This is a genomic window from Streptomyces sp. MH60 (genome assembly GCF_002939385.1).
Classification (GTDB): domain Bacteria; phylum Actinomycetota; class Actinomycetes; order Streptomycetales; family Streptomycetaceae; genus Streptomyces.
Map to the genome: position 1 here is coordinate 22,747 of NZ_MULI01000001.1, position 12,861 is coordinate 35,607.

Here is a 12,861-nt window from a genome sequence, read left to right on the forward strand (position 1 = left end):
GTCACCACGACACCTCGCGGACGTCGGCCCGGCTCTGCGGCTGCGTCGTCGCGGTGATCTCCGAGCGGTGGCGGCTCGCCGTGAACGTCACCTTCAGCGTCTGCGGCGCGCCCTGCTCCGTACGCACCGTGAAACCCTGGTTCGGCACCGCCGAGATCAGGCACACCCCGCCATCACCGAACCGCACGGTCGCCTTGCCGCCCTCGGAAGGCACCGTGTACACGCCCGCCCCGCCCTCCTCGCAGCCCGGGTCGCCCCCGCTCGCGGGAGGTCGCGGGGCCGTGGTGCGGGGGCTCGGCGTCGGCGTGGGGGTCGCGGTCGGCTCCGGCGGCCGCGCGCTGGTGCGGGACGGCTCCGGGCTGGGCTTCCGGCTCGTCGGCGACGGGCTGGGAGTGGCCGTCACGGTCTTGGAGACGGTGGGGCGGGGCGGGGCCGGGAACTCCTCGGGCGCCGTCTGCGCGACCGGCGCCGTCGGCCGGGTCGACCCCACCACGAAGTGGATGGTGATGATGACGGCCGTCACACTGGCCGCCGTGCAGGACAGCCAGATGATCAGATAGCGCAGGAGGCGGGACACGACACCATAGTGACGGACCGGCTAACGTGCCTGCCCATGGCCTCCGTACTTGTCGTCGAGGACGACCCTGTGATCCGGGCCGCGCTGATCGAGGTCCTCACCGGGCACGGCTACGCGGTGAAGACCGCACACCAGGGTTTCGAGGCGCTGCGCGAGATCACCCAGAGCCCGCCGGACATCGTCGTGCTCGACCTCGGCCTGCCCGACCTGGACGGACTCGACGTGCTGCGGATGATCCGGGGCATATCCCGCGTCCCGGTGCTGGTCGCCACCGCCCGGGACGACGAGACCGAGATCATCCGGCTGCTCAACGCCGGGGCCGACGACTACATGGTCAAGCCCTTCTCCGGGGGCCAGCTCGCGGCCCGGCTCGCCGCCGTGCTCCGCCGCTCCGCGCCCGCCGACCTCCGGGCCGCACGGCTGCCCGTCCTCCAGGTCGCCGACCTCCGCATCGACCCCACCGCGCGCACCGCCCACCTCGCCGGACGGGAACTGCCCCTCACCCGCCGCGAGTTCGACCTGCTGGCCTACCTGGCCGCCAACGCCGACCAGGTCATCTCGCGGCGGCGGATCCTCGCCGAGGTGTGGCAGCAGCCGTACGTGGAGGACCAGACGGTGGACGTCCACCTCTCCGCACTGCGCCGCAAGATGGGGGAGAAGGCGCGAAAGCCCCGCTATCTCCACACCGTGCGCGGCATCGGCATCAAGCTGGTCAGCGCGCCATGAGACGTGCCCTCGCCGGGATCGCCCTGGCCGTCACCTCCATGGTGGCGCTGTCCTTCCTCATCCCGCTCGCCCTCCTCGTGCGCGAACAGGCCCGCGACCGGGTCACCACCGCCGCCGAGCAGCGCGCCGCGGCGCTCTCGCCGGTGCTCGCCCTCACCACCCGGCGCGCCGACGTCCAGCAGGCCGTCGCGGAACTCGGCTCCGCCGACCAGTTGGCCGTACGGCTGCCCGACGGCGGCTTCGTCGGCACCCCGCACGCGCCCGAGGAGGCACTCGACCGGGCCGTACGGGGGCGCGAGACGCTCGCCGTGGACACCTCGGACGGCTGGGCCTACCTCCAGCCCGTCGTGCTGCGGGGCGAGCGGGTCGCGGTCGTCGAGGCCTACGTGCCCGCCGCCGACCTCACCCGGGGCGTGACGGCCTCCTGGGGGGTGATGGCCCTGCTCGCCGTGGGCCTGGTGGGCGGCTCGGTGCTGGTCGCCGACCGGCTCGGCGCCCGCGTGGTCCGCTCCTCCCGGGGCCTCAAACGCGCCTCCCTCGCCCTCGGCTCCGGCGACCTCGGAGTACGGGTGGAACCGGACGGCCCGCCCGAGCTCCAGGAGGCGGGAGTGGCGTTCAACACCATGGCGGACCGGGTCGTCGACCTGCTCGCCGTCGAACGCGAACTGGTCGCCGACCTCTCGCACCGGCTGCGCACCCCGCTGACCGCCCTCTACCTGGAGGCCGACCGGATGGGCGCGACGCCCGGCGCGCAGCGGGTCACGGAGGCGGCGGGGCAGCTGGAACGCGAGCTGGACTCGATCATCGCGGCGGCGCGCACCCCCCTGGCGGCCGCACAGCTCGCCGGGACCGGGACGGGCACGGCGAAACCGTGCGACGTCGCCGAGGTGGTCGCCATGCGCCTGGACTTCTGGTCGGTCCTCGCCACCCAGCAGGAGCGGCTGTGCGAACGGTCCTTCACCCCGCGCCCGACCCCCGTGGCCTTCCCCGAGGACGACCTCGCCGCCGTCGTCGACGCCCTGATCGGCAACGTCTTCCGGCACACCCCGCAGGGCACCCGCTTCGCCGTGCGCGTGGAACGCCGGGACCGGCACGTGCACCTCACGGTCGACGACGCCGGACCGGGTGTCGCGGACCCGGCGGCGGCCCTCACCCGGGGCGTCAGCGTCGGCGGTTCCACCGGGCTCGGCCTGGACATCGTGGCGAGGGCGGCCCGTACGGCGGACGGCGAACTGACGATCACCCGGGCACCGCTCGGGGGCGCACGGGTGACGGTGTCGTTCGCGCTGGCGGACGCGCGTGCGGCCGGCGGCGGTGAACGATGAGGGTTGGCGGGGGTGGCCGGGCGGCGATGACCGGCGTCAGCGGCCGGTGCCGAAGTCCTGGGTCCACCAGGGGCCGCCGTCGCCGAAGTGGACGCCGACGCCCAGCTCCTTGAAGGAGCAGTTGAGTATGTTCGCCCGGTGGCCGGGGCTGTTCATCCAGGAGTCCATCACCGAGGCGGCGTCCGCCTGGCCCTGGGCTATGTTCTCCCCCAGGGTCGACCACTGGTAGCCGGCGGCCTCGACCCGGCTCGCCATGGTGGAGCCGTCGGGGCCCGTGTGGGACATCACCCCGCTGCTCGCCATCACGTCGCTGTAGTCGTCCGCGGCCCGGGTCAGCTTGTCGTTCGCGGTTACCGGCGAACAGCCCGCCGCGGCCCGCTCCTCGTTCACCAGCGAGAGGACCTGCGCCTCGGCACCGCCCGTCGCACCGGAACCCGAGCCGTTACCCGAGCCGGAGCCGGAGCCGGAGCCGGAGCCCGATCCCGACCCGCCGCCCGACCCCGAGCCGCTGCCACCGCCGGACCCGTCACCGGCGCTCTTCGTGGTGGCCCTGACGGGAGCCTTCGAGGCCGGCGCGGGTGCCTCGGCGGTGCTGGTCGTCGGGCTCGCCGTCTTCCTCGGCTTCTTCTTCGGCCTGGCGCTCGGGCTCGGCGAGCCGCTCGCCGTGGCGCTCGGGCTCGCCGACGTGGAGGCGAGCGGTGCCGCACCGCCCGCCGCGTCCTCGGTGTTCGGCGCCCGGTCGGCGGCGTTCGCGGCGACCCGGTCCGAGGCCCCGCCGTCGTCGCCGTCGGTGACGGCCAGCGTGATCCCGACGCCCGCCGTCAAGGTGACGGCGCCGAGCGCCAGCGCGGTACCGCGGGTCCTGAGCCCACCGCGGGGGCGGGCGTGGGAGCGGGACGGGCGAGCGGCTCGGCGGGAACCCATACGCAGGACACCTCGGCTTGTCGGTCGGCTGACGGAGCCCCGTACCCGGTGGACGCGACCGCGCCCACCGGGACTGTGGGGGGTGTTCGAGAGCCTAGGACCCGACCGGCGTGGAAACGCCCGTTCGAAGGTCATCTTCAGAAAGCCTTAAAAGAGCCGCCAAAGTCCGTTGAGGAAGTACGGCGCCACCCCCCAGTCCCGCCCGCCCCCATACGCACGCGCCGCCCGCCACCCTCGGTCGGTCCCGGGGCGCTTCAAGGTGAAGGGCGGACACGGGTGCTCACAGGAGCCCGTCCCGTGCCCCCGATGCTCCGCCGTCCCCCTGTACCCGGCGATTGCCGCGCCGGCCGGCCGGACAGCCTGTCGGCGTGAACCGGCAGGTCGCCGGACACTGCCGGCGCGCCCGAGGGGCCGGGTCCTCCCGCCCACCGCCCCCGGGCGCGCCGTGCACGGAGCAAGGAGGTACCGGACATGCCGTCCACCACCGACGAAGGACAGCTGCTCGACGAGCTGCGGGACCTGCTGGCCGCCACGGTCGAGGACCTGACCGTGGAGGAGATCGAGCCCGACTCCTCCCTCCAGGACGACCTGGGGGTGGACTCGCTGGCCCGGCTGGAGCTGGTCGCCGCGATCGAGGACCGCTGGCAGATCGAGGTGCCCCAGGAGCAGGCGGACCGGCTCACGACGGTGCGGCAGATCGCCGCCCACCTCGCCGCGGCCGTCACCGCCCCCGCGGGCGGCACCGCGTGAGCCCACGACATGCGTCCGACCCCGCACCCGAGGACCGGTTCGCCGTCGTCACGGGGCTGGGACTGACCACCGCGCTGGGCGGCGACGTGTCCGCCACCTGGCGGGCCCTGCTGGACGGCGTGTGCGGCGTCGAACGCGTCGACTTCGGCGATCCGGACGGGCCCGAGCAGGTCTATCTCGCGGCCCCGGCGGCCATCGACCCCAGGACGGTCCTGTCGTCGGCCAAGGCGGCGCACTGCGACCGCGCGGCGCAGTTCGCCCTCGTCGCCGCCCGTGAGGCCGTGCGCGACGCGGGGTTCCGCGACGTGTCGGCGCTCGCCGAGAGCGGCTCGCGGGTGGCCGTGGTCGTCGGGGTGGGCCTGGGCGGCCTCACCAGCATCCTGGAGCAGAACCGCCGCCTCGAGACGCAGGGCGCGGGGCGGGTGAGCCCGCGCACCATCCCGGTGATGCTGCCGAACCACCCGGCCGCCGAAGTGGGGCTGATGGTGGGCGCCAAGGCAGGCGTGCACGCCCCCGTCAGCGCCTGCGCCTCAGGAGCCGAGGCCCTCGCCCAGGCCCTCGGCATGATCCGGGACGGCCGCGCGGACCTCGTGGTCGCGGGCGGCGCCGAGGCCGCGCTGCACCCGCTGGTCCTCGCCGGGTTCGCGCGGCTGCGGGCCCTCTCCCGGCGCCACGACGACCCCAAGGGCGCGTCCCGGCCCTTCGACGCCGACCGGGACGGCTTCGTGATGGGAGAGGGCGCCGGCATGCTCGTCGTCGAGAGCGCCGCGCACGCCGCCGCCCGCGGCGCCCGCGTCCAGGGCCGGCTGACCGGGGCGGGCATCACCAACGACAGCCACCACGTGGCCCAGCCCGCGCCCGGCGGTACGGGCTGTGCGGCGGCCGTCGGTGCCGCGCTGTGCGACGCGGGGCTCGTGCCGGAGCGGGTCCAGCACGTCAACGCCCACGCGACCTCCACACCGCTCGGCGACCTCGGTGAGGCGCAGGCGCTGCACAGCGTCTTCGCCAAGGGAGTCGACGACGTGGCGGTCAGTGCCACCAAGGGCGCTTTCGGGCACACCCTCGGCGCCGCCGGAGCCATCGAGGCCGTCCTCACCGTCCTCGCCCTGCGGGACAGGACGGCACCGCCCGCGTGCAGCCTCGAACGGATCGATCCCGAGATCGGTCTGAACGTCGTCGGCCGGGACCCGGCGGCACTGCCCTCCGGGCCCCTCGCGGCCGTCACCACGAGCATGGGTTTCGGCGGGCACAACGTCGCGCTCGCCTTCGCCGACGCCTCATGAGGAACGACCGCCCGGCCCCCGCCGGCGGCACACCACGCACCGTGCTGATGTGCCCCGGCCAGGGGGCCTACCTCCCCGGCGCCCTGCGCCACCTGCGCGAGGTCCCGTCCGTCTCGCGGGTGCTGCGGACGGTGGACGCCCACGGCGCCGCGCTCGGCGGCACCCGCACACCGGTCGGCCGCCTCCTCACGGATGCCGCGGCCCCCGAACCCGACCGCCTCGTGCGCACCGACCCCCTCGCCTTCGACCTGGCCACCTACGCCGCCGTGGTCGCCTCCGCCACCCTCATGCTCGACCTCGCGGCGCCGCCCGTCCACGCGGTGCTCGGGCACAGCGTGGGCGACCTCGCGGCGCTCACCGTGGCCGGAGCCATCACCCTCGAACAGGGCGTCCGCCTGCTCCACGTCCGCGACCGGCTGCTGCGCGACGCGGCGCTCCCGGCGGCGGGCCTGCTGGCCACCGACCTGACCGCCGAGCGGGCGGCCGACCTGCTGCGCGCCGAGGACCTGCCGCAGGTACGCATCGCCGCCCGCAACGCCCCCGGCCAGACGGTCCTGGCCGGGCCCGACGACCAGTTGGCCGCCCTCCGGCGCGCCGCCGAGGCGCTCGGCCGCCGCGCCACCGTGCTGACCAGCCGCACCGCCTACCACCACCCCCTGCTGACCGAGGTCCACCGGACCTTCCGGCGCCTCCTGCGCGCCCAGCCCGTCGCCCCGCCCGCGCTCCCCGTGTACACGGCCACCACGGCGGGGCCCGCCCGCACCCCGGCCCAGCTGCGCACCGTGGCCGCCGCCCACCTCTGCGAGCCGCTCGCCTTCCACCGGACCCTGCGCGCACTGCGCCTGGCCGGTTTCACCACCTACCTCGACAGCGGACCCCGGGCGCTGCTGAGCACCCTGGCCAGGGCCGGCCTGCCCGGCTGCACCACCGCCGCACCCTCCCGCACCCCGGTCGGCGTCGACCGCATCCGCCACCGCCTCACCGCCGCCCTGCGGTGACGAGGACCCTTGACCCGACAGCGACGGCGCGCCTTCATGAGGGAGCCGGGAGTGGCCCGGCTCACATGGCGTACCGAGGACGGCGCCGACACCATGGTCTCGTCACCCGGCAGGCTGAAGGGATCAAGAATGTTCCGCAAGGTGCTGGTCGCCAACCGCGGTGAGATCGCGATCCGTGCGTTCCGTGCGGGCTACGAGCTCGGCGCGCGTACCGTCGCCGTCTTCCCGCACGAGGACCGCAACTCGCTGCACCGGTTGAAGGCCGACGAGGCCTACGAGATCGGGGAGCCGGGGCACCCGGTGCGCGCGTACCTCTCCGTGGAGGAGATCGTCCGCGCCGCCCGCCGCGCGGGGGCCGACGCCGTCTACCCGGGGTACGGGTTCCTGTCGGAGAACCCCGAACTGGCCCGTGCCTGCGAGGAGGCCGGGATCACCTTCGTCGGACCCAGCGCCCGGATCCTGGAGCTGACCGGCAACAAGGCGCGGGCCGTGGCCGCCGCCCGCGAGGCCGGCGTACCGGTGCTCGGCTCCTCCGCGCCCTCCACCGACGTGGACGAACTGGTGCGCGCCGCCGACGACGTCGGCTTCCCCGTCTTCGTCAAGGCGGTCGCGGGCGGCGGCGGGCGCGGCATGCGCCGCGTCGAGGAGCCCGCCCAACTGCGCGAGGCCATCGAGGCGGCGTCCCGCGAGGCCGCCTCCGCCTTCGGCGACTCCACCGTCTTCCTGGAGAAGGCGGTCGTCGAACCCCGCCACATCGAGGTCCAGATCCTCGCCGACGGCGAGGGCGACGTCATCCACCTCTTCGAGCGGGACTGCTCGGTGCAGCGCCGCCACCAGAAGGTGATCGAACTCGCCCCCGCGCCCAACCTCGACCCGGACCTGCGGGCGCGGATCTGCGCCGACGCCGTGAACTTCGCCCGGCAGATCGGCTACCGCAACGCCGGCACCGTGGAGTTCCTCGTCGACCGGGACGGCAACCACGTCTTCATCGAGATGAACCCCCGCATCCAGGTCGAGCACACGGTCACCGAGGAGGTCACCGACGTCGACCTGGTCCAGTCCCAGCTGCGCATCGCCGCCGGTGAGACGCTCGCCGACCTCGGCCTCGCCCAGGAGAACATCACCCTGCGCGGTGCCGCCCTCCAGTGCCGCATCACCACCGAGGACCCGGCCAACGGCTTCCGCCCGGACACCGGGCAGATCAGCGCCTACCGCTCGCCCGGCGGCTCCGGCATCCGCCTCGACGGCGGCACCACCCACGCCGGTACGGAGATCAGCGCCCACTTCGACTCGATGCTGGTCAAGCTCTCCTGCCGGGGACGGGACTTCACCACCGCCGTGAACCGCGCCCGGCGCGCGGTCGCCGAGTTCCGCATCCGCGGCGTCGCCACCAACATCCCCTTCCTCCAGGCGGTCCTGGACGACCCCGACTTCCAGGCCGGCCGGGTCACCACCTCGTTCATCGAGCAGCGCCCGCACCTGCTCACCGCCCGGCACTCCGCCGACCGCGGCACCAAGCTGCTGACCTACCTCGCCGACGTGACCGTGAACAAGCCGCACGGCGAGCGCCCCGAGCTGATCGACCCGCTGACCAAGCTGCCGGCCGTGCCGACCGGTGAACCCCCGTCCGGCTCACGCCAGTCGCTCGCCGAACTGGGCCCCGAGGGCTTCGCCCGCCGGCTGCGCGCGTCGTCCACCATCGGCGTCACCGACACCACCTTCCGCGACGCCCACCAGTCGCTGCTCGCCACCCGGGTGCGCACCAAGGACATGCTCGCCGTGGCGCCCGTCGTCGCCCGCACCCTGCCCCAGCTGCTGTCCCTGGAGTGCTGGGGCGGCGCCACCTACGACGTGGCCCTGCGCTTCCTCGCCGAGGACCCCTGGGAGCGGCTGGCCGCGCTGCGCGAGGCGGTGCCCAACATCTGCCTCCAGATGCTGCTGCGCGGCCGCAACACCGTCGGCTACACCCCGTACCCGACCGAGGTGACCGACGCCTTCGTACAGGAGGCCGCCGCCACCGGCATCGACATCTTCCGCGTCTTCGACGCCCTCAACGACGTCGAGCAGATGCGGCCCGCCATCGACGCCGTACGGCAGACCGGCACCGCCGTCGCCGAGGTCGCGCTGTGCTACACCGCCGACCTGTCCGACCCCTTCGAGCGGCTCTACACCCTCGACTACTACCTGCGGCTCGCCGAGCAGATCGTGAACGCCGGCGCGCATGTGCTGGCGGTCAAGGACATGGCCGGCCTGCTGCGCGCCCCGGCCGCCGCGACGCTGGTCTCCGCGCTGCGCCGGGAGTTCGACCTGCCGGTGCACCTGCACACCCACGACACCACCGGCGGCCAGCTCGCCACCTACCTGGCCGCGATCCAGGCCGGCGCGGACGCCGTCGACGGCGCGGTGGCGTCCATGGCCGGGACCACCTCGCAGCCGTCCCTGTCGGCGATCGTGGCCGCCACCGACCACACCGAGCGGCCCACCGGCCTCGACCTCCAGGCCGTCGGCGACCTGGAGCCGTACTGGGAGAGCGTCCGCAAGGTCTACGCGCCCTTCGAGGCGGGCCTGGCCTCCCCGACGGGGCGCGTCTACCACCACGAGATCCCCGGCGGTCAGCTCTCCAACCTGCGCACCCAGGCCGTCGCGCTCGGCCTCGGCGACCGCTTCGAGGACATCGAGGCGATGTACGCCGCCGCCGACCGGATGCTGGGCCGCCTGGTGAAGGTCACTCCCTCCTCCAAGGTGGTCGGCGACCTGGCCCTGCACCTGGTGGGAGCGGGTGTCTCCCCGGCGGACTTCGAGGCGGAACCGGACCGGTTCGACATCCCCGACTCCGTGGTCGGCTTCCTGCGCGGCGAGCTGGGCACCCCGCCCGGCGGCTGGCCCGAGCCGTTCCGCAGCAAGGCGCTGCGGGGCCGCGCCGAGGCCAAGCCGCTCGCCGAGCTGTCCGAGGACGACCGCGGCGGCCTGGACAAGGACCGCCGGGCGACGCTCAACCGGCTGCTGTTCCCGGGACCGGCCCGCGAGTTCGACACGCACCGCGCCTCGTTCGGCGACACCAGCGTCCTCGACAGCAAGGACTTCTTCTACGGGCTGCGCCCGGGCAAGGAGTACACGGTCGACCTCGACCCCGGCGTCCGGCTGCTCATCGAGCTGCAGGCGGTCGGCGACGCCGACGAGCGCGGCATGCGCACCGTGATGTCCTCCCTGAACGGGCAGCTCCGCCCGATCCAGGTCCGCGACCGCTCGGCGGCCTCCGACGTCCCGGTGACGGAGAAGGCCGACCGGGCGAACCCCGGCCACGTCGCGGCGCCGTTCGCCGGCGTGGTGACCCTCGCCGTCGCCGAGGGGGACGAGGTGGCGGCCGGGGCCACCGTCGCCACCATCGAGGCGATGAAGATGGAGGCGTCCATCACCGCGCCGAAGTCCGGCACGGTGACCAGGCTCGCCATCAACCGCATCCAGCAGGTCGAGGGCGGCGACCTGCTCGTCCAACTCGCCTGAGGGACCGGGCTTCCCGCCCGGTGGGTGACGCGCCCCGCACCGCCGCGGGGCGCGTCGTCGTACCTCAGGGGAACTGGACGACCTTGGACGGCACGGTGTCCGTCCCCGACGTGGCCGCGCCGGTGTCGTTGACGACATGGCGGTACTGGCCCATGCCGCCCAGTGAGATCACCTGGAGGTTGCGCATCCGCACGCCCGGCTTGACCGGCACCTGGAAGCCGTGCTGCTGGACGATGCCCGGGTCGGCGGTGAAGTTGCAGTAACTGCCCAGCGCCACCGCGTCGTGCACGTTCACCGAGTCGGCGACCTTGTAGGCCGCGTAGCCGACGATGCCGTCATGGGTGATGGCGGCCTCGTTCGGGGCGTCGTACGCCTTCTCGTTCTGGAAGAAGATGGTCCGGCCGCGCTCCCCGCTCCAGTAGACGTCGTACTTGTTGAAGTGCTCGACGAACAGCCCGGTCGCGAGGACGTCGTCGCCGTTGACCCGCAGGCCGTAGTCGGCGCGGTTGGTCTCCCAGCCGACGCCCTCGCCGTGGTCGGCCCGCCAGATCCAGGTGTGGTCGATGATCACGTCGTCGCTCTCGACCACGACGGAGTCGGTGGCCTTGCCGGGTCCCGCGCCGCCGACGCGGATGAACACGTCCTGCATGGTGGTGGGGTTGGCGGAGTGGTCGGCGTTGCCGCCCGGCGTGCCGATGCGCAGCAGCGCGGCGGAGTTCACCGGACCCGCGTCGATGAGGAAGCCGGCGAGCCGCACGCCGTCGACGTCGGCCACGTGCAGGGCGTCGACGCCGCCGTCCGGGATGATCGTGGCCAGCCCGAGGCCCAGCACGACGGTGTTCGCCCGGTCGACCTCGATGGTCTGGTCGATGTGGTAGACACCGGGCGTGAACAGCAGGTTGAGGCCCTGGTCGAGGGCGGCGTTGATGGTGGCCGCCGTCGCGCCGGGCTTGACCACGTAGAACTGGCTGAGCGGCAGGGAGGTGCCTCCGGCGTTGGCGGGCCACGAGACACCGCGCGCGTTGGTGCGCTTGGCGGGCACGCGCACCTTGTACTCGTTGCCGTCCAGGTAGAGGAAGGGCTTCTCCCGGGAGACCGGCGTGGTGTCGAGCGTGGTGTACGGGCCGGTCTCGAAGTTGCTCGCCGGTGCGCCCTCGACGCCCGTGAACGTCATGTTCCAGACGCCGTTGGTCCAGCCGCCGACCGAGCTGTCCCGGGTGTACCACTGCTGCTGGGAGTAGGGACCGACGGTGCCGTCGACCTTCGAGTCGGCGATGTAGCCGCCGGAGGCCCAGCCGTAGCCGTTGGGGGCGAGGTTGAGGCCGCCCTTGACGTGGATGCGCCGGAACGGGGCGGCCTGGGCGACGGCCCAGCGGTCGGTGCCGTTGGAGGGCGTGATGGCGAGGTTCTCGGCCGAACGCCAGAAGTTCTGCGTCGCGTTGCCGTTGAACCAGCCCGCGTCCACGGTGACGTCACCGTTGATCTGCGTGTCGTCCGGATTGAGGCCCAGACCGGAGAGGGAGGTGTAGAAGCCCAGTTGGGCGTTGATCCCGTTGTAGGTGCCCGGCTTCAGCAGGAACTGGTAGCGCCCGCCGCCGAACTGGTTGGACTCCTGCTGGGCGAAGACCTGGTCGAACTTCTGCTGGAGGTTCGGCGTGGACGGGTCCACGACGATGACGTTCGGCCCGAGGTCGCCGCCGCCCTCGACGGGGGGAGTGCCGGTGGTGCCGGTGTGCACGGCGACCTCCCACAGCGAGTAGCCGTAGCCGGTGGCGCGGGCCGTGCCGTGGACGCGGACGTAGCGGCCCGAACCGCTGACGTCGTAGGAGGTCTTGCCCCCGGTGGCGCCCGTGACGTTCTTCAGCGTCTGCCAGTTCTGCCCGTCCGAGGATGCCTCGATCCGGAAGTCCTTGGCGTAGGCGGCCTCCCAGTTCAGGTCCACCTTGCACAGGTCCTGTACGGCGCCCAGGTCGACCCGCACCCACTGCGGGTCGGAAGCCTGGCTGGACCAGCGGGTGCCGGCGTCGCCGTCGAAGGCCGCGGCGGCCGGTGTCCCGGCGTTCTCCACGGAGGAGGCGGAGGCGGGCCTGCCCTGCGCCGCGTTGGCGGTGCCGCACGAGCCGCCCGGCGTGGTGCCGCCGGTGGTGCCGAAGACCTGGAACTCCCACAGGGAGTAGCCCCAGGGGGTGGCCCGGTGGACGCCCTGCATGCGGACGTAGCGGCCCTGGCCCGAGACGTCGAGCGTGTCGGTGCCGCCGTCGCCGCCGGTGACCGACTTGGCGTCGCTCCAGGTGCTCCCGTCCTGGGAGAGCTGGATCTTGTAGTCCTTGCCGTAGGCCGCCTCCCAGTCGAGCACCACCCGGGTGACGGAGGCGGTGGCGCCGAGGTCGACCTGGAGCCACTGGTCGTCGCTCGCGGCCGAGGACCAGCGGGTGGTCGTGTCGCCGTCGACGGCGTTGCCGGACGGCGTTCCGGCGTTCTCGGCCGACGACGACGTGGCCGTCCGGCCCTGGGAGAGGGGAGTGTCGGCCGCGGTGGCCGTCATCGGGGCGGGGAGGGTGACGAGCGCCGCCGTGGCGACGAGCGCGACACCCAAGGATCTCAGTCTCATGCGGGCGCTTTCTGGGGATGCGGACAGGACCGGTCAACCGCGTGACGCGGCGGCTTAGTTCAAGGTGTGATTTAAGTGGTGAGCCTTTGATCCGGCAAGACTCCGGACAGGAGTTGTCAGTGCCGTGCTGAAGAATGCGGTCCATCGAGATCAACTCCGGCCG

10 protein-coding genes are annotated in these 12,861 nt (G+C 73.6%); 7 read left to right on the forward strand and 3 right to left on the reverse strand.

All coding sequences use genetic code 11. The features are described 5' to 3' along the window. Nucleotide 1: 1 nt before the first annotated feature. Complete coding sequence (locus tag BZZ08_RS00130; RefSeq protein ID WP_104630337.1) at nt 2-223, reverse strand: hypothetical protein; 222 nt, start codon at nt 221-223, stop codon at nt 2-4. On the opposite strand from BZZ08_RS00130, the gene BZZ08_RS00135 reads away from it, so the two are divergent. From BZZ08_RS00135 to BZZ08_RS00145, 3 genes are read left to right on the forward strand one after another with little or no spacing between them, the layout of a single operon-like run. Next, nucleotides 216-560 (forward strand): hypothetical protein, encoded by a 345-nt coding sequence (locus tag BZZ08_RS00135; RefSeq protein ID WP_241965297.1) that lies wholly within the window; start codon nt 216-218, stop codon nt 558-560. The two genes, BZZ08_RS00130 and BZZ08_RS00135, sit on opposite strands and share 8 nt — an antisense overlap. A 53-nt stretch (nt 561-613) precedes the next feature. After that, the gene (locus BZZ08_RS00140; protein WP_198601189.1) at nt 614-1,303 is read left to right on the forward strand and encodes a response regulator transcription factor; all 690 of its coding nucleotides are present in this window, start codon (nt 614-616) and stop codon (nt 1,301-1,303) included. Continuing rightward, a complete protein-coding gene (locus tag BZZ08_RS00145; RefSeq protein WP_104630035.1) occupies nt 1,300-2,628 on the forward strand; it encodes a sensor histidine kinase in 1,329 nt (442 codons plus the stop codon). Before BZZ08_RS00140 ends, BZZ08_RS00145 begins: the two co-directional genes overlap by 4 nt. Nucleotides 2,629-2,664: 36 nt before the next feature. Here the strand turns inward: BZZ08_RS00145 and BZZ08_RS00150 are convergent, their stop codons facing one another. Beyond that, nucleotides 2,665-3,552: a CAP domain-containing protein gene (locus BZZ08_RS00150; RefSeq protein ID WP_104630036.1), complete on the reverse strand. Its 888-nt coding sequence runs from the start codon at nt 3,550-3,552 to the stop codon at nt 2,665-2,667. 471 nt (nt 3,553-4,023) lie between these two features. Between BZZ08_RS00150 and BZZ08_RS00155 the strand changes: the two genes are divergently transcribed. The 4 genes from BZZ08_RS00155 to BZZ08_RS00170 all read left to right on the forward strand — a co-directional run bounded on the left by BZZ08_RS00155 (nt 4,024) and on the right by BZZ08_RS00170 (nt 10,087). Further along, nucleotides 4,024-4,302 (forward strand): acyl carrier protein, encoded by a 279-nt coding sequence (locus tag BZZ08_RS00155; protein ID WP_104630037.1) that lies wholly within the window; start codon nt 4,024-4,026, stop codon nt 4,300-4,302. After that, entirely contained in the window at nt 4,299-5,585 is a 1,287-nt protein-coding gene (locus BZZ08_RS00160; protein ID WP_104630038.1) for a beta-ketoacyl-[acyl-carrier-protein] synthase family protein, read from the forward strand. The genes BZZ08_RS00155 and BZZ08_RS00160 overlap by 4 nt, the downstream gene beginning before the upstream one ends. Next, nucleotides 5,582-6,583 carry an ACP S-malonyltransferase gene (locus BZZ08_RS00165; RefSeq protein ID WP_104630039.1) on the forward strand — a complete coding sequence of 334 codons (1,002 nt, stop codon included), beginning with the start codon at nt 5,582-5,584 and terminating at the stop codon, nt 6,581-6,583. Before BZZ08_RS00160 ends, BZZ08_RS00165 begins: the two co-directional genes overlap by 4 nt. Nucleotides 6,584-6,712: 129 nt before the next feature. After that, complete coding sequence (locus BZZ08_RS00170) at nt 6,713-10,087, forward strand: pyruvate carboxylase (protein ID WP_104630040.1); 3,375 nt, start codon at nt 6,713-6,715, stop codon at nt 10,085-10,087. A 64-nt stretch (nt 10,088-10,151) separates the two neighbouring features. Here BZZ08_RS00170 and BZZ08_RS00175 read toward each other — a convergent pair whose 3' ends face one another. After that, entirely contained in the window at nt 10,152-12,698 is a 2,547-nt protein-coding gene (locus BZZ08_RS00175) for a discoidin domain-containing protein (RefSeq protein WP_104630041.1), read from the reverse strand. Nucleotides 12,699-12,861: the final 163 nt, after the last annotated feature.